Origin of the sequence: Salipaludibacillus sp. HK11 (assembly GCF_047795645.1) — a bacterium.
GTDB lineage: Bacteria > Bacillota > Bacilli > Bacillales > Salisediminibacteriaceae > Salipaludibacillus.
On record NZ_CP181045.1, the window covers coordinates 2,018,206 to 2,033,964 of the forward strand.

The following is a 15,759-nucleotide window of genomic DNA, read 5'->3' on the forward strand; positions in this document are numbered from 1 at the left end:
TTCATTTCTTTATGGATTCGATCCCTTATATTTCAGAATGCAAAAAATCTTACTCATCATGGTCTGTCGCATACTCTACTTTTTTCCAATACACAGCAGCAATGAAGGCGATACTCGCAGATATAATAGCAATTCCTGAAAATAGAACAACTTGCTCATATTCCCTGCCGAGATAAGATTCTACAGTCCATTGCAACATAACTACATTTATGGCAACTGTTAAAAAGATAATCACCCAATACTTTTTATTAGCCATGACGATACTTCCTTCCGGTCGCAAAAATCGTTCCTTTTATCACTTCTAATTCAATTAACGGGAGTTCTCTTTGTGGAGGTCCTTCAATTGGATGACCATTATTTATGTCAAAATAACCTTTATGACACGGACATAAAAGAACATCACTTTCCTTTTCATAGAATACTGGGCACATTAAATGAGTACATGCAGAATTATAAGCAACTAATTCACCTTTCACTGTATGAACTAGAATAGCGGCATCGTTGTCAGTTGGGTAATTAAATGTCATTGATTCCCCTTGAGGTAACTGATCAAGTTTGGTAATTTCTATTCGCTCATCATCTTCTTCTGCCATCCCCATCATAGCTTTAACACTGAAAGGAACAGTTGAAAGTCCTAAAGCCATGGAAGCACCTGCTGCCGTTTTGAGAAACATCCGACGATTATATTTCAAGTCATCTTTTTGATCGACATTTCCAATTAAGTTGACCATATCCGACTTTGATTTTTTAGAATTGCGTCCTTTTTTACACTCAGTCGTCATTGTTCATTCTCCTTTCTTGTTTTAGTACTAATCTGAATAAACTCCGAAAAACTCAGGTACGTATTCCCATTTATCATTCTCTGAAGGCTTCTTTCCTTCAATTAAGTTCATTTGCGTTCTTCTTCTTCTTAAATCCATCACTTCATCATGGTCGATAAAGCGAATCGCATCAGATGGACAAACAGACGCGCACATTGGTGAGATATCATGTTTCGTTCGGTCATAACACATATCGCATTTATACATTTTGTTTTCTTCAAAATCGAACTTCGGAATTCCAAATGGACAACCGAATGTACAGTTTCTACATCCAATACATTTATCTTCCATCGCTGAAAGAACTACGCCCTCTTCCGTAATTTGAATCGCATTTGCCGGACAAACTTTGGCACATGCTGGATCCTTACATTGCATACACATCATCGGGTATGTTTGGCGATTCTCAAAGAAATTTACATATTCTACGTAGTTTCGTTCTTTTGCATCATGTCCGCCACATTCGCGGCAGGCTGCCTGACATGCACGACAGCCAATACAGCGTTCGAATTCTAAATACATTACTTTATTCATTTTCATAACCTCCTGCTGTTTTGGTGATCGTTTAGTTAATTAACTTTTTTTATATTGACAGCCGCTACTTTAAATTCAGGCATTCTTGACGTTGGATCAAGTGCTGGACTCGTCAGTTTATTGACTGATAGTTCCTTTCCCCAGTGATAAGGGACAAAAATATGATCTTTACGGATCGCTTTGGTTATTTTAGCTTTCACTTCCATGTCCCCTCGTCTCGTTTCCAAGTAGACGTAATCACCGTCTTTTAACGCATATCTAGAAGCCAATTCCGGATGCATCTCTGCATAAGGCTCTGGACACTGTTCCATCAGAAATGGCGTCCTTCTTGTTTGTGAACCTGATAAGTAATGAAAGACAACGCGACCTGTTGTTAATGTGTGTGGATAGTCAGCAGAAGGAACTTCAGCTGGCTCTTGCCATCCTACTGCAGCTAAATTTGCCTTTCCATCCTCTGTTACAAACGAATCTTGGAACATTGTTGGTGTACCGGGATGATCTTCGCTTGGACAAGGCCAAAATACGCCATCTTCCTTTTCAATTCGGTCATAAGTAATTCCGTAATAGTCTGCCTTGCCGCCTTTTGAGGCAAGACGAAATTCTTCATAAATTTGTGGGACATTTTTATAAGGGAAGTACTTTCTTTTCCCCATTCGCTCTGCAATCAACTGCATAATTTCCCAATCTGTTTTTGATTCACCTATCGGTTCGGTTACTTTTCTTATTCGAATTACTCTGCCTTCAAGGTTTGTTGTTGTTCCTTCATCCTCTGCCCACGTTGTTGTTGGCAATACTACATCGGCAAATTCCGCTGTCTCTGATAAAAAGAAATCGGAAACGACCATGAAATCAAGCTTTTTAAATCCATCCCATATATAGTGGTTATTAGGTGCTGATACAGCTGGATTACTACATATAACATGCATAGCACGTATGTTTCCTTGTTGGATTTCATCGAACATCTCATACGCAGAAACACCGGCTTTTGGCATTTCTTCTGGTTCAATGCCCCACACGCTTGAGATGTATTTAACATGTTCAGGATTATCTATTTTCCTGTAACCAGGAAGCGCATCGGCTTTTTGTCCGTGCTCTCTTCCACCTTGACCGTTGCCTTGCCCCGTAAACGTCGCTACACCGGAGGCAAATTTACCTATTTGGCCTCTTAGTAATGCCATTGACGTATATAAACTAACATTGTCTACACCTTTCATTTGTTGTTCTACCCCACGGGCAAACATGACTACTGAACGAGGAGACTGTCCAAAGATACGTGCGGCTTTCACAAGTTTCTCAACAGAAACACCAGTAATTTCTGACGTATATTCAGGTGTGAATAACTCGACTGATTTTTTTAAGTTCTCATAGTTATTGCACCGGTCATTGACATAAACTTCGTCTACATATCCTTCTTTGACGAGTAGATGCATCATGCCATTTGCTAAAGCTGAGTCTGTTCCTGATTTTAAATCCAAATGAACATCCGCAATTCTTGCCGTTGGCGTCTCTCTTGGATCTGCAACAATCATCTTCGCTCCCTTGTCCCTTGCTTTCCATAACCACTGAATAGTCGTAGGATGACATTCCGCAGTATTTGACCCTGCCATAAAGAAACAGTCTGTATGCTCAAGTTCTGGCCATGGCAACGTTGAACCTCGATCGATTCCGAGTGTCTTCATAAAACCACCAGCAGCCGATGACATACAAAACCGTCCATTATAGTCAACAAATCTTGTACCTAAGCCTACTCGAGCATATTTTCCGACTAAGTAACACTTTTCATTTGTCATCGAAACACCACCAAATACTGACAAAGCATCGGCACCACTTTCCGCTTGGATCCTTTTATAGTTTTTTTCAATTAAATCGAGTGCTTCTTGCCAAGAGCTTTCAACGAATTCGCCATTCTTCTTGATCAAAGGTTTTTTGATTCTTTCTTCGTGGTCCACAGTTTGGTAAGCGGTGACCCCTTTCGGACACATTTTCCCCATTGTCACTGGCCACTCATAGCGTGGTTCCACTCCGACAACCTTACCTGATTTTTCATTAACTCTTATATGCATGCCACACTGCATACCGCAATAACAGCAATGTGTTGTAATTAACTTTTCACCTTCACGATGTAAATTTTTCACTCCCGGTTTAACAATAAATTCGGACATTTACAATTCCCCCTTAGCTTTTGCTGGTTCGTAAAACTCTTTAGATCGCTCTCTTCCAAATCCGGGCATGTGAATGCCATTGTTCGTTTCAATTGGTGCTGGTTTGTTAATTGACTGTTTAGGTAAATTCAACTGACTCATAACTCGTAATTTTCTTCTACAAGCTGGGCAATAATCAGCTAACCAATCACCTTCATCATTTTGAAAATCAAATGCTTGAACCTCTAACATCGCTTTTACGTCGGCAATTTGTTCATCGTTAGAATATAATTCATCACAGCCGAGACATGTTTTCGTATCCATTTGTGGTGTTTCCTGATAGTTCATTGGAACCGCAGCTGCCATTGGCCTAACTGGTAAATGAAACAACTTACCAAACGGAAAATAAATAAGAAAGACTACAACAGTTATTTGATGAATCAGTGCTAACTGTGGATGCATCCAACCCCCTAGAAGCTTATAGGAAACGGTTAAAAACAATCCCGTTACTGTCATAGCAAGAAGTAAATATAATGGAAATAAATCAAATTCAGGTCTTTGCGTCACTTTTAAATCATGGTTTTTAATCCTTCTGATAAGTGCCATAGACACACCTACGAATAACATCGAAGCTGTGATATTTAACCCTTCGAAAAACATCGTTGCGAGAAAACCATCTGGGGCCATCTTCAACACTGGAAGACCAAAAATAACCATCTGGTATGTCGTTGCGTCAATGAGTTTAAAATGCATCCAACCAAATGTTAATGTAAACGTAATCGCAAGAGATCCAATACATCCCCAAGCAATTAACCAATGTTGGATTCCTCGATAAATTCCTCTTTTAAAAATAAATTTTTGCAGAATAATGTTATCAACCAACGTTTTCGTTATCGCTTTCCAATTACGCTTTTGTCTTTTTTTCGTCTTCATATTTTGAAAGGACCGTTTAATGACCTCATGTGTCGCTGGTCTCATCATCCAAGAAGTCAATCTAACTGTAATCCCTATGAAAAAAATAAAAGATGAAACCATATAACCAAATAGCATCCAATCCATATGAGAAAAATGACCTGTACCAAGCCACATAAGGGAAAATAAAACTGTTACGATAATAAAAGAATACATACTCGATTTTGAATAAAATGATCGTTCTAATTGATTCATTGCCTGCGCTCCCCTTTCTGAAATACAACTATCAACCTTTAATAATTTTTAATATTGTTATTGTGAAAATCCATATTTGTTAACCCTTGATATTTACAATCTTAATGAACACTTTTTTCTTATCAGGGATAACTCTATTGTAGAAGTTCCATTTTCTTGTCACTGTGCAATCAGTCACAGCGATAGTGTGATTTTCGTCACACCAAAGGGGTAAATATGTCGATTTTATAAACTTGAGATTAAGAAATTGCTTTATAGTGGGATTCGCAGCTTCGTGCAATAGGAATTACGTTCACAAAAATGTCATTTCCGAGGAGGTTTTAGATTTTTTCAAAAAAATAGCAAAAAAAAGCCAGCGTGAGGGATATGCTCACACTGACTTTATAATTTTTTAAACAACAATTATTTTTCATGATCATAGGTAATTTCTTGTATATCTTCATTATAATTTACAACTAAGCTGTGTCCATCAAAATACCATTCATCTTTTTTCTCAACATAAAATAAGATGCCATCTTTTTCGATTGATACTGCTTCTTCATCAGGCGCTTTTACCGTCACACCTAATGAAAAACCCGATTGGAAATCTCCACACCCCCCATATCTAACAAAAAATTGTACCTGATCTCCTGAATCTAGCTCTAACTCTTTTTCAAACCATTTTACCGCTTCATCTGATACATTTATATTCATTGATTTCCCTCCAAGCTAAACGACTTCTACTTTGTTATTCCCTAAATAGGATTGTTAGAAACACAATAGCTGATTAATCTTAATAATTCAAGTGTTTAAGTTTGGGTCTAGACGCAAAGAAAGCGACTGCTATTTTCATAACAGTCGCTTCTCCATCCATATGATTGGGGGGCATACTGAACGAATTTCGTGTATTCTCATGTTTTCGGTTAGTTACGTTATGGTTTGGAAACTTACTGGTTTTTTGGGGGGGACCAGTACCAATATAACGTTAGAAATTACCTTATTTAAAGGAAGTAAAACTATGCATCGCTGAAAGCTGTTAACAACTCTTCAACAATATAAGTAAAGTATAACTTTGCTGGTAAAAAAATTCTGTGAATTTAATCACATGTTGATTATGAATACTTAAAAATCTATGAACATTTTATGAAATTATCCTCCACTTACCGGTGGAATAAAAGCTACTAGGTCTCCTTCATGAACTAATTGCTTATCCTCAGCAAATTCTTCATTAACCGCCACCATCGCTCTAGATATTCCCTTTAATTTAGGATAGTCAGCTGCTAATATTTTTCGAATTGCGCCGACTGATAGTTGTTCATTCGTTTTGGTTAATTCTATCTCTCTTTGCCCTATCGCCTCTTCTAACTCAGCAAATAGCAAAATACGTATCATTTTTCAATATCCTCCCTATCCGGTGCTCCATTTGAATACGGCTTTTTTTGTAATTGATCTCCAATCCATTCTTCTCCATCATCCCAATGTTCTTTCTTCCAAATAGGAACAATTTCTTTGATCCTCTCTATTGCATATCGGCTACCTTCAAACGAATCAGCTCGATGTGGTGTGGAAACGGCGATGACGACAGCAATATCCGAGATTGCTAATTCACCTATTCTGTGAGTAATCGCAACTTTAGCATCTGGATACTTCTCTTGTATTTCCTCTCCAATTTGAGAAAGTTTTTTTTCTGCCATTGGAACATAGGCATCATACTTTAAGTAAAGTGTTTTCTTTCCTTTTGTCAACTCTCGTACAGTGCCGATAAAGGTATTAATTGCACCGGCATTACGATCCTCAACTTTTCTTATTATTGTATCAATCTCTATCGGTTTTTCAATAATTTCAAAGTTCTTAGTAGACATCAAAGAATCCCCTCTCGAATTTGTCGCTTAAACCAAAGCAAATATTTAGTCAACTCGTCAATGTGAAAAAGTGGAAAAGAATATTTTCCTTTCAGACTTTCTATCATCGAATAATCCCAACATATCACTGCTTTTATCTCGGTTGCTACGTTTAAGATATTTACTTCCTGGTTTGAACGAATGACAACAGTTTTAGGATAAACTTCTTTTTTATAACCTTCTATGAGAATAACATCTAATGATACGACTGCAAACATTCGAAGGTAGTCATCTAATGTAAATGGATGTTCATGTTGCAAGATCCAATTAAATTCATCATCACTAGCAACTAACGTACTCGTTGCACCTGCATCCCTATGTTTGACTGAGTCTTTTTTGTCTGCTTCTTTTACAAGGGGACTATCATGACCATGATGTTTCACAGTTGCCACTTTTAAACTTTCATTTGTCAGTAATTCAATTACCTTAGTTATAATCGTTGTCTTTCCACTATTGGAATACCCGACAATTTGATGGATGATCATCTTACATTCTTCTTCATTTTTGTGAAATCTTTGAGAGGTCGTTCGCTTCCTTCTGAGAATAACAAAATAATGTCGACATCATCTCCTGCCTTATACCCTCTTGTACCTCCAGGGACGGCTACTAGAGCATCTGTGTAAGCTAACGATGTGACTACTTGAGATTTATCCATACCTAATGGGCTTGCAAGTATTTTCCCATTTTCATAAACTACTTTACTGCGAATAAAACGAGTAAAAGGATTAGGCTTTGGAAAATCTGCTGTTAACATTCCCCTAACTATTTTTAAGTGCGGTTTAGGAGATTGAAGGAATGCCTGAATCCATGGCCTTGCATAAAGTTCAAAACCTACAAAACAAGCAGAAGGGTTTCCTGATAGACCATATAAAAGCTTGCCATCCTTTTCGGCAACTGTCGTGACACTTCCAGGGCGCATGGCAATCTTATTGAACAATACGTTTGCACCTAATTTACGATAAATTTCAGGTAAGAAATCAAAATCTCCTACAGAAACACCACCCGTTGTAATCAATGTATCCACTTTTGTTAAGGCGTTCTTAATTGCTTCGTAGCAAAGGTCAAAATCATCATCTAATTTACCAAAGTAGATTGGTTCGCCACCCGCTTGACGAATTTGAGAAATCATCATAAAAGCATTACTATTTCGAATTTTTCCTGGTTGGAGATCTTCGTCTACATCAAGTAGTTCTGTGCCGGTCGCATAAACTCCCACCACCGGTTTTTTGCTAACAGGGACTTGTGCATAACCAAATGTAGCGAGTACAGCAATTACACCAGCGGTAATTTTCGTACCTTTGTTTACGACCACTTCACCTTTCTTTGTTTCTTCTCCTTCTTTTGAGACAAAGTCATCGCTTTGGAATGAACGCTTCAATTCAATAAATGAATCCCCATTTTCTTCTGTTTCTGTTACCAATTCAAACATCGCAATCGCATCACAACTTGAGGGCATAATTGTCCCAGTCATTACCCTAATCGCTTGACCTGATTTTAGGTGTTTCTTAGATACGTGACCTGCGCCAACTGTTTCGATCACTTGTAACTTAATAGGATTTTCTGTCGAGGCTGTTTTTGTATCTTCACTTCTAACAGCAAACCCATCTAGTGGAGACCTGTCAAAAGGTGGTATCGGATGATCTGCAATAATATTCTCCGCTAAATATCTTCCTTCCGCATGTTCTAGATCAATATATTCTACATTTCCTACAAATGCATGATTCATTACTCTTTGTACTGCTTCATTTACTTTAATGGCTTCACGTTTCTCGTACATTGTGTCAACCACACCCTTTCAATCTATTATTCTTTATTTTACCAACTGTAATATGTATTTGTATTGGAATATATTAAAAACATATGTTTTTTTCCTTACGTAAAATACACATTCTCAAGAAGAAAAAGCTGCCTACAAATCACTCGGCAGCTCTCCACTCTCCATTTGAACTTCTTTAATATCTGCCACTGTAGCTTCTAAATCAAAGTTACCCTCTCCACTATACATCCTTACCACGACACCTTCTGGATTAACAAGAAAAAATCTTGTAGTATGAATAATATCATTGTCTTCAGGTACTTCTTGCATAGGTGCTTTCAACGATTCCAATGAAAAGTTTGATATTTCGTCTGGTGTGTAACCACTTAGAAAGTGCCAATTATCAAAACTAGCACCATATCCTTCACCATAATCTTCAAGTCTCTCAGGTGTATCGAATTCCGGATCTACAGTAAACGAGACAATAGTGAGCTCGACATTTTCTTTCTCAAGCCCTTGTTGCAGTTCCACCATATTCGGTGTCATCGTCATACACACAGTCGGACAGCGGGTGAAAATTGTTTTGGTGATCCACCATCCACCTTCTAATGTCTCGTTTGTCACCTCTTCTTCAAACTGGTTTACTGCGTGAAAATCAATAATTTCCCACGGCTCTTCCGCTTGAGTCACATCAATAATTTCTGCTTTTGAAGACTCAGATGCATCCTGATATAAAAAACTACACCCACTAATAATAAAAATTAAACCAATCAAACTTACCATATTTAACAAAAATTTAATCATAAAATCCCTCTCTTTTATCCGTTCGTTTGATACATTTCATATTCTTTAAATTTCAACTTAGGTGTCTCGTCTTTATCACGTTTCATCCATATTCTAAATGTATAGCCAATTGCTACACCGTATGCAAGTTCTTGAATGACTTTCATCATTGCACCACCAAATTGCTGATCTTGTTGCGGATTTAGTAGCGTTAATGACTCCTCACCTGATAGCACTTCAAAAGGAATTTCTGCTCCTGGAGGTAAACAATAAGCCATCGCAACCGCCCATGTTGAAGGATCTGTGTACGTCGCGTAAAGTGCTTGGGGAGCAAAAATTATCAGTACGCATGCAGGTGTAAACAGAACACCACTAACAAACATATACCCCATCCGTTTCAGCTCAGATAAGTCATATTTCGTCTTAATTCTTGGAAGGATATGCCACCACATTAACATAGCTGCTAGCAGCATTCCAATTTGATACAGATTGTGCATCGATTCGTTTGTCATTAAAAAATCAAATGTAATTGGTAAATGGTAAACAGAAAATATTCCATTAAATAACACAAGACCTATAAGAGGAAAACCAACAATCTTGAATACACCTCGAATAAACTTGAAGCGGGTAAAAAATTTAAAAAACCAAGACGGAATTCCTATTAATAATAATGGAGGAGCAATGAGATAAACTACCGCCATAGATAACATATGCATACTTAACATAATATGACCAAGTACATAAAGTGGGCCTCCGAACCCAATATAAATAGCCAACAATCCTAAATGGAAGTACACGATTCGACGATTCGAAACCTGTTTGGAATCAGGAAAGTGATGGCGAAACTTTTTTATTATTAGAAAATAAACGAAACTGACCAATGCAAGGACAACCACTAGCTCTGGTGTCCAAATCGTACGGGCAGTAAACGTAGAGAAGAACTGTTCCATTGTGCTATCTCCTATTCTATAGACATCTTAGTGAAATGTATTTTTTAGTAAGCTTATTTTTTACATGTATGAACCATGTTATAGTATATTTATAACATGTTTCCACTCTAAATCCTATCGTTTTGATCATGGTATTAATAGGATATCCTAACTGCACTTTAAATATAGCCAAATTTACTCAGGAGGAAGATATATGAAACCGCACTTAATCGCTGTTGACTTAGATGGAACATTGCTTTCCGACGAAAAAACCATTTCTGTCAAAAATAGATCGATTTTATTTAAACTTCGTCAACTAGGACATCACGTAGTTATTGCTACAGGAAGACCTTACCGGGCTAGCGCAACTTATTATCAACAACTTGCACTTAATACACCTATGGTTAATTTTAACGGTGCGTTTGTTCATCACCCTTTATCTCCGAAAGAATTTAAAACGATTCACACTCCGCTTGATAAAAAAACGGCGAAAACAATTATTGAAACGTGCGAAACTTTTCGCGTAAAAAATATGATGGTTGAAGTAATGGATGACTATTATCTTCGCTATTTAAATGAAGGATTTGCTGAATCTTTTACTATGAATCAACCACCGTCAAGTCATTGGAACATTGATCAGATCATAAAAAAAAGTCCTACATCTCTTTTAATTCAGCCAAACGATAACCAGCATATGGAATTGAAGGATCTCTTATCTCACGCACACGCAGAGGTAATTGACCAACGTTCCTGGGGCGCTCCTTGGCACGTCATTGAAATTATAAAATCCGGCTTGAATAAAGCGATCGGACTTGAAAAAATTTCTAACCACTTAAGTATTCCGCAGGATAGAATCGTTGCCTTTGGTGATGAAGATAATGACTTGGAAATGCTCGAATATGCTGGGTGTGGGGTAGCAATGGGTAATGCGATTGGACAACTGAAAACCGTCGCAAATGAAGAAACTTCAACAAATGAAGAAGATGGTGTTGCCACTTTTTTAGAAAATTTCTTTTCAATTAAAGCAGATACATATTAAGCCAAAGGAGGCCAACATGACAACTGTGTTCAAAGTAGATAAACCTGGTAATGCGGAAATGACTGATGCAATTAAGGACCTTATGATGACACAAATGAATAGTTTGGGTGTGAGTGTAACAGAAGAATCGTTATTACTCACAATTGAACAAGTTCTAAGCTTACAATCGAATGCTGAATTTTTCGTTGCTATAAAGAACGACCAAGTTGTCGGATGCGCTTTTCTAAATAAAGGAATCGCGTTAGATAAAGGCGGTGCCTATATCTGGTTAAATGATCTATATGTGAGAGATAACTTTCGACGACAAGGGATTGCTAGAAAATTGCTTCTGAAAATTCTATACTGGGCGGAACACAATGAATTCAAAGGAATTGAACTAGAAACTGGCGTAAATAATGCAGCAACTAAAAAATTATATAATTCATTAGGGTTTTACGACATTATTTCAAAACGATATGGGCGGACGCTATCGTAGCCTAATCATTAAAAGTTTTCCGTTTCTTAGGGATGGGCTTTTGCCAGTCTTGCCCCTTCCTTCTCTTTCTATAAAAGAAATTGAACAAAAGATAGGAAGATAATTGATCCTCCTACTACTAAAATTAACGGAGCACCAATCGATGATAAAATGATAGCAATAGTTCCTCCTAAAATACCAAACCAAAGTGCATCGTTAATATATAGAATTCCTGGGAAGATTAATGCTCCCAATACAGCGTATGGAACTCGTGATAACATTCGTTTAGACCATGATGGCCAATTTTCGGTTTGAAGCATTACGAGTGGAAGTAAACGTGGTATATAGGTGACAACTCCCATACCAACTATCATCCAGAACATAGTCATATTCACGTCTTATCCCTCCTGTTCAACCATTGCTCGATTCCTTCATAAAAAATGACCGCAAAAATCGTTGCCGACATGATCGACCAGCCTGTAGACAGCCATATTTGAAAAATAGCATTAAATCCCGCTCCTAATAAAGCTAGCCTGATCACTATTTTCCCTTTTGTTTTTACAGAAGGAATGAGTAAGGCAATAAATAAAGCATAAAGGGCTACCGCCATGCTTTCTTGGAGTAAATCTGGAAGAAATTCTCCAGCAAAATAACCAATTCCAGTAAAACCAACCCAACTTCCATATGCTACCACACCTATTCCAATGATGTAATTACTCTGGATAGGTCGACTTCCCGTTGATGCTACAGCAAATACTTCATCTGTTAGAAAAAAACTATAAAAAAAGCGTTTACGAGTTGAGCTAGGCTCCGCCACTTCATGAATCGAAGCACTCATTAATAAATGCCTGAAGTTTACAATAAACGTAGCAATAATAATTTCTAACGCTCCTGATCCTAATGCAATCATTGACAGAGCCATATACTGAGCAGCTCCGGCAAAAACAATAAAGCTCATTAGTAAAGCTTCAATTACTGTTAGACCAGTTGCCCCTGCTATTAAGCCAAATGTTAGAGCAACTGGCATATATCCTAAAGCAATTGGGATTCCAGATGCTAACCCTTTTTTGAGCCAATCGTTCTCTGATTCCACTAATTTTTCTGTGACTTCCATACCATCCCACCTTATCCAACTAAAAAAATGACAAACGCTCTATCTATTCTACTGTATATTAGATGTCTTTTGTCAAGAATTACATATCATATTATAGGAACGGGCTTAAGCGCTACAAATGGTTACTTTCTCCGAGTAACAACGCCAATTCGTCAACTGACTTCAAGTTGTTGATTCATATTTCCCTTAACCTGGTAATAAAACATTTTAGATTTCTCTCCTTGTTCGAAGTGGAACGTTGTTATAAAATCAAAAAAGCATCACAGATTGGAATCCGTGATACTCGCTCAAGATGTTAACTAGTTCATTTTCACTTTGATAATAACTGAAATTGTTGCATCAACATCTCCTTTTCTTTCGTTGATAGCATTTGTTCAGCCATAGGAAATAAAATTTGCTCTTCTTTCATAAAATGATCGGTCAACGTTTGGTAAACGATCAGCACGTGTTGAGCTAATTCAATGGCAAGCCCTTCAGAAACATTTCTACTATATTTTTTAAAAAAAGAACCTAGGTGGTCCTTAGCCAAACGGTGTTCTTCTTCCATCACGGCAATCGGTCCACCCTCTCTTCCAATATGACTTACCATCATTTCGAAAAGGCCGTCTTCTTCTTTTGCGGAATGAAGGTCAATATCTACCTTAAAGCGTCTCATTTGTTGATAAAGTGACTCTAAATTCATATTTCCCTTTCCATTCTGTTTAATTTGCATCGCAGTTTGTTTAAACTGGTCCATTTGTTGTCTTAATGAAGGGTGCTCCTCCAATAGTTCAGTTAAAGCCTGACAATATGAAAACGGTTTTTCCAGTTCTTCACTAGGACAACCTTGAAATTCCTCCATCTTTAATCCTCCTCTTGCTTCTTGAAATCCTCTTCAGTATAAATTCAATTTGAGGAATAAGCAGTGATTTAAATCACTATTAAAAGGAGAAACAAAAAAAACGAAGAGAAAGTTCCTCTTCGTTTTCGTTCCATTTAGTCTAAATTATTCATAAATCTTTTCAAATGCTGCTTGAATCTCAGGTAACAAAGAATCCCAGTCAGCATTCATTTCCTTATTAACTGTTACAAAGTCTTGATATCCAAAGATATTATCTACACCGTCCAAAGCTAACAACTCCTTGGCTAATAGATGCTCGACTTCGTCTCCTTGTTTAAACGAAGCGCTGCCAGAACCTTCAAATAAAACTTGATTCGCAGTAAATTTCATCGCATTTGGGTTTGGGGTCGCTTCCCCTTTTATTTCAATTGACATATAGCATACCCTCCTTATGTAAGTAGTGTTAGTTTAACACGTTTACATTCAAAAGATAAAGTTTTGCCTTCTGAAACACCATCTCTTTTGTTTAAAAAGAAATCATTTGCAAAAAAAACTAGCTTATCATATTGACAGCTAGTATAAACGGCCATGCTCTTTCTCATTCAATTTATTTTTTTCATTTCCTAACTTTCTTAAACATTCCTTGAGCTGAACTTTTGCCATGACATCTTGTTTTTCCATTGCTTCCTTCAATTCCATCAAATAGTAATCAATTTCTGAAGAAATTACAAAATTTCGGATGGAACGGTCAACTTTCGAAGGTAATTTAGCATTGACTCGAACAGGCTGGTAAGGATCCATTAAGTTATCCCTCCCCCCGCTAGTTTTAAGGACTGAAACAACTTTTCCATGGTCAAAATAGCTAACAAAATTTTCACCGTCTGTAACCGTTCTGACAATTGCACTTCCCTTGCAATCGGTGATTAATTCCTCGAGACAAAATGCAAGTTCCTCTTTGATTACTTCTATTTCTTTTATATCAACAATCGTTTTTCGCTCATTTTCAAGTTTCATTGGAAGTGATAAACGATCCTCACCACAATGAATGACTAGTTCGATGCCGTTATGTTCATGTCGCCAAGTTAATCGATAGTTCGCAGCTAATAATTTATGGACAAAAGATTTCAAAATTGGACGATGTAATTCAATCCAAATATCCTTAAACTGTGCCCGAAAGGCAGGTTCCTCCATCTGTTCTCTCCTTTCAAGTGAATTTGCCAAAGTCATCTCTTATTAATTATCTTATGAACCGTGTAATAAAAAAGACACTCTTTTTAACTCATTTCCTGTCCATAGTGAAATAAGTTTGAGCAATCCAAGCTAAACTTGTAAAATAGAAGGATGTCCACTGAAAAGTAGGGGTGGTTTTATATGAGCAAAGATCAAGATAATTTACAACTTGTCTATATGGAAATTGACTCACTAACAGCTACAATTCGTTCTTATAGTGATGAATGGATGTACCAGTCTAAAGTTGAACACCATTATCGTAAATGGGTGAAATCAATCCTTAACAGAGTAGAGGATTTCGTCAACGATCATCCATCCAATTATCATCAATGGAAATTGATTATTATCCTATTACTATTTAATAAATTAAGAAACCAGCTAGTTATTAAAGGTCATTACTCTTTTCGTAAAAAGGAAATTGAAAACTTATTATATGATATGTTAAAACAATGTCCACAAGGGACTTTAACGTCGATTCACGAAAATGATACTTTTCATGAACTAATCACAAAGGCTGAACAAGATTTTTCACATCTGAAACAGCTCAAGCAGATAGATTTAAATCTCCCAGATACTAGGAGTAATGATGCATGGTTAAATCAATGGCTCACCAGGCCCCATTTCTCTAAATATAAAAACTATTATTATCAGTTATCGAGTGAATTGGAAAAAGAAAAAGTACAAAATCAAGTAATCGAAAATCTTTTTCAACTTCAAGCACATCCACCCACAAGAAGAACTTTTTTTCAAATCATTGCATTTCATAAATCATTTGAGCACGCAATTAACGCTTGGTTGTATTACCCACAAGATCCTCTCACTTTATCAAGAGAGGAACAAGACGTTATCAAGACAATTGCTGAAGAACGATCTGATTTAGCAATCCCGCTTTACATGCAATGGATAGAGGTGCTTATCGAGAAAAAAACATCATCTCATTACCAAAAAGCGATTTTTCTGATAAAAGAATTAAATAAATTGATGAAGCAAACGGGACGTCAAGAAGAGTTCACCTCTTTTCTACTGCTACTGAAGAAAAAATACAGACGATATGTAGCGTTTTATGAGGAGTTGAAGACTTATATCTGAGAAAA

General features: G+C 37.0%; 20 protein-coding genes. 3 read left to right on the forward strand and 17 right to left on the reverse strand.

Annotated elements, in window-relative coordinates; all coding sequences use genetic code 11:
* Positions 1–49 precede the first annotated feature (49 nt).
* From ACM26V_RS10005 to ctaG, 12 genes are all read right to left on the reverse strand, one after another.
* Positions 50–256 carry a hypothetical protein gene (locus tag ACM26V_RS10005; protein ID WP_416151276.1) on the reverse strand — a complete coding sequence of 69 codons (207 nt, stop codon included), beginning with the start codon at positions 254–256 and terminating at the stop codon, positions 50–52.
* Entirely contained in the window at positions 249–782 is a 534-nt protein-coding gene (locus ACM26V_RS10010) for a Rieske 2Fe-2S domain-containing protein (protein ID WP_416151277.1), read from the reverse strand. The genes ACM26V_RS10005 and ACM26V_RS10010 overlap by 8 nt, the downstream gene beginning before the upstream one ends.
* A gap of 27 nt (positions 783–809) precedes the next feature.
* Positions 810–1,352 carry a 4Fe-4S dicluster domain-containing protein gene (locus ACM26V_RS10015; protein ID WP_416151278.1) on the reverse strand — a complete coding sequence of 181 codons (543 nt, stop codon included), beginning with the start codon at positions 1,350–1,352 and terminating at the stop codon, positions 810–812.
* Between the two features lie 35 nt (positions 1,353–1,387).
* On the reverse strand, positions 1,388–3,514 hold the full coding sequence (gene fdhF / locus ACM26V_RS10020; RefSeq protein WP_416151279.1) for a formate dehydrogenase subunit alpha: 2,127 nt from the start codon (positions 3,512–3,514) through the stop codon (positions 1,388–1,390).
* Positions 3,515–4,660, reverse strand: a complete 1,146-nt coding sequence (locus ACM26V_RS10025; RefSeq protein WP_416151280.1) for an MFS transporter — start codon at positions 4,658–4,660, stop codon at positions 3,515–3,517. It lies immediately after the preceding gene.
* Positions 4,661–5,062: 402 nt separating this feature from the next.
* Positions 5,063–5,353, reverse strand: coding sequence for a HesB/YadR/YfhF family protein (locus ACM26V_RS10030; protein ID WP_416151281.1), 291 nt, complete (start codon positions 5,351–5,353; stop codon positions 5,063–5,065).
* Positions 5,354–5,788: 435 nt separating this feature from the next.
* Positions 5,789–6,031 (reverse strand): molybdopterin converting factor subunit 1, encoded by a 243-nt coding sequence (moaD, locus tag ACM26V_RS10035; RefSeq protein ID WP_416151282.1) that lies wholly within the window; start codon positions 6,029–6,031, stop codon positions 5,789–5,791.
* Positions 6,028–6,501 (reverse strand): molybdenum cofactor biosynthesis protein MoaE, encoded by a 474-nt coding sequence (locus ACM26V_RS10040; RefSeq protein ID WP_416151283.1) that lies wholly within the window; start codon positions 6,499–6,501, stop codon positions 6,028–6,030. Before ACM26V_RS10040 ends, moaD begins: the two co-directional genes overlap by 4 nt.
* Positions 6,501–7,025: a molybdopterin-guanine dinucleotide biosynthesis protein B gene (gene mobB, locus ACM26V_RS10045; protein ID WP_416151284.1), complete on the reverse strand. Its 525-nt coding sequence runs from the start codon at positions 7,023–7,025 to the stop codon at positions 6,501–6,503. The genes ACM26V_RS10040 and mobB overlap by 1 nt, the downstream gene beginning before the upstream one ends.
* Positions 7,022–8,317: a gephyrin-like molybdotransferase Glp gene (gene glp, locus ACM26V_RS10050; protein WP_416151285.1), complete on the reverse strand. Its 1,296-nt coding sequence runs from the start codon at positions 8,315–8,317 to the stop codon at positions 7,022–7,024. Before glp ends, mobB begins: the two co-directional genes overlap by 4 nt.
* A gap of 132 nt (positions 8,318–8,449) precedes the next feature.
* A complete protein-coding gene (locus ACM26V_RS10055; protein ID WP_416151287.1) occupies positions 8,450–9,100 on the reverse strand; it encodes an SCO family protein in 651 nt (216 codons plus the stop codon).
* Positions 9,101–9,114: 14 nt separating this feature from the next.
* The gene (gene ctaG, locus ACM26V_RS10060) at positions 9,115–10,029 is read right to left on the reverse strand and encodes a cytochrome c oxidase assembly factor CtaG (protein ID WP_416151288.1); all 915 of its coding nucleotides are present in this window, start codon (positions 10,027–10,029) and stop codon (positions 9,115–9,117) included.
* Between the two features lie 193 nt (positions 10,030–10,222).
* Here ctaG and ACM26V_RS10065 point away from each other — a divergent pair, with 193 nt between their 5' ends.
* The gene (locus tag ACM26V_RS10065) at positions 10,223–11,047 is read left to right on the forward strand and encodes a Cof-type HAD-IIB family hydrolase (protein ID WP_416151289.1); all 825 of its coding nucleotides are present in this window, start codon (positions 10,223–10,225) and stop codon (positions 11,045–11,047) included.
* Positions 11,048–11,063: 16 nt separating this feature from the next.
* Positions 11,064–11,522 carry a GNAT family N-acetyltransferase gene (locus tag ACM26V_RS10070; protein WP_416151290.1) on the forward strand — a complete coding sequence of 153 codons (459 nt, stop codon included), beginning with the start codon at positions 11,064–11,066 and terminating at the stop codon, positions 11,520–11,522.
* Between the two features lie 68 nt (positions 11,523–11,590).
* On the opposite strand, the gene ACM26V_RS10075 is transcribed toward ACM26V_RS10070, so the two are convergent.
* The 5 genes from ACM26V_RS10075 to ACM26V_RS10095 form a co-directional block, all read right to left on the reverse strand.
* A complete protein-coding gene (locus tag ACM26V_RS10075; protein WP_416151840.1) occupies positions 11,591–11,890 on the reverse strand; it encodes an AzlD domain-containing protein in 300 nt (99 codons plus the stop codon).
* 2 nt (positions 11,891–11,892) lie between these two features.
* Positions 11,893–12,615 (reverse strand): AzlC family ABC transporter permease, encoded by a 723-nt coding sequence (locus ACM26V_RS10080; RefSeq protein ID WP_416151291.1) that lies wholly within the window; start codon positions 12,613–12,615, stop codon positions 11,893–11,895.
* 310 nt (positions 12,616–12,925) lie between these two features.
* A complete protein-coding gene (locus ACM26V_RS10085) occupies positions 12,926–13,456 on the reverse strand; it encodes a hemerythrin domain-containing protein (RefSeq protein WP_416151292.1) in 531 nt (176 codons plus the stop codon).
* A gap of 144 nt (positions 13,457–13,600) precedes the next feature.
* Positions 13,601–13,870: a NifU N-terminal domain-containing protein gene (locus tag ACM26V_RS10090; protein ID WP_416151293.1), complete on the reverse strand. Its 270-nt coding sequence runs from the start codon at positions 13,868–13,870 to the stop codon at positions 13,601–13,603.
* Between the two features lie 138 nt (positions 13,871–14,008).
* A complete protein-coding gene (locus ACM26V_RS10095) occupies positions 14,009–14,626 on the reverse strand; it encodes a hypothetical protein (protein ID WP_416151294.1) in 618 nt (205 codons plus the stop codon).
* 180 nt (positions 14,627–14,806) lie between these two features.
* Here ACM26V_RS10095 and ACM26V_RS10100 point away from each other — a divergent pair, with 180 nt between their 5' ends.
* Complete coding sequence (locus ACM26V_RS10100) at positions 14,807–15,754, forward strand: hypothetical protein (RefSeq protein ID WP_416151295.1); 948 nt, start codon at positions 14,807–14,809, stop codon at positions 15,752–15,754.
* Positions 15,755–15,759 lie beyond the last annotated feature (5 nt).

Bases quoted from the DNA above. Each gene is read 5' to 3' on its own strand.
- ACM26V_RS10065 (WP_416151289.1), top strand. From the start codon at position 10,223: ATGAAACCGCACTTAATCGCTGTTGACTTAGATGGAACATTGCTTTCC.
- ACM26V_RS10010 (WP_416151277.1), bottom strand. From the start codon at position 782: ATGACGACTGAGTGTAAAAAAGGACGCAATTCTAAAAAATCAAAGTCG.
- ACM26V_RS10080 (WP_416151291.1), bottom strand. From the start codon at position 12,615: ATGGAAGTCACAGAAAAATTAGTGGAATCAGAGAACGATTGGCTCAAA.
- ACM26V_RS10055 (WP_416151287.1), bottom strand. From the start codon at position 9,100: ATGATTAAATTTTTGTTAAATATGGTAAGTTTGATTGGTTTAATTTTT.
- ACM26V_RS10005 (WP_416151276.1), bottom strand. From the start codon at position 256: ATGGCTAATAAAAAGTATTGGGTGATTATCTTTTTAACAGTTGCCATA.
- glp (WP_416151285.1), bottom strand. From the start codon at position 8,317: ATGTACGAGAAACGTGAAGCCATTAAAGTAAATGAAGCAGTACAAAGA.
- ACM26V_RS10090 (WP_416151293.1), bottom strand. From the start codon at position 13,870: ATGTCAATTGAAATAAAAGGGGAAGCGACCCCAAACCCAAATGCGATG.
- ACM26V_RS10040 (WP_416151283.1), bottom strand. From the start codon at position 6,501: ATGTCTACTAAGAACTTTGAAATTATTGAAAAACCGATAGAGATTGAT.
- fdhF (WP_416151279.1), bottom strand. From the start codon at position 3,514: ATGTCCGAATTTATTGTTAAACCGGGAGTGAAAAATTTACATCGTGAA.
- ACM26V_RS10015 (WP_416151278.1), bottom strand. From the start codon at position 1,352: ATGAATAAAGTAATGTATTTAGAATTCGAACGCTGTATTGGCTGTCGT.
- ACM26V_RS10100 (WP_416151295.1), top strand. From the start codon at position 14,807: ATGAGCAAAGATCAAGATAATTTACAACTTGTCTATATGGAAATTGAC.
- mobB (WP_416151284.1), bottom strand. From the start codon at position 7,025: ATGATCATCCATCAAATTGTCGGGTATTCCAATAGTGGAAAGACAACG.
- ACM26V_RS10030 (WP_416151281.1), bottom strand. From the start codon at position 5,353: ATGAATATAAATGTATCAGATGAAGCGGTAAAATGGTTTGAAAAAGAG.
- ACM26V_RS10025 (WP_416151280.1), bottom strand. From the start codon at position 4,660: ATGAATCAATTAGAACGATCATTTTATTCAAAATCGAGTATGTATTCT.
- ctaG (WP_416151288.1), bottom strand. From the start codon at position 10,029: ATGGAACAGTTCTTCTCTACGTTTACTGCCCGTACGATTTGGACACCA.
- ACM26V_RS10095 (WP_416151294.1), bottom strand. From the start codon at position 14,626: ATGGAGGAACCTGCCTTTCGGGCACAGTTTAAGGATATTTGGATTGAA.
- moaD (WP_416151282.1), bottom strand. From the start codon at position 6,031: ATGATACGTATTTTGCTATTTGCTGAGTTAGAAGAGGCGATAGGGCAA.
- ACM26V_RS10075 (WP_416151840.1), bottom strand. From the start codon at position 11,890: ATGACTATGTTCTGGATGATAGTTGGTATGGGAGTTGTCACCTATATA.
- ACM26V_RS10070 (WP_416151290.1), top strand. From the start codon at position 11,064: ATGACAACTGTGTTCAAAGTAGATAAACCTGGTAATGCGGAAATGACT.
- ACM26V_RS10085 (WP_416151292.1), bottom strand. From the start codon at position 13,456: ATGGAGGAATTTCAAGGTTGTCCTAGTGAAGAACTGGAAAAACCGTTT.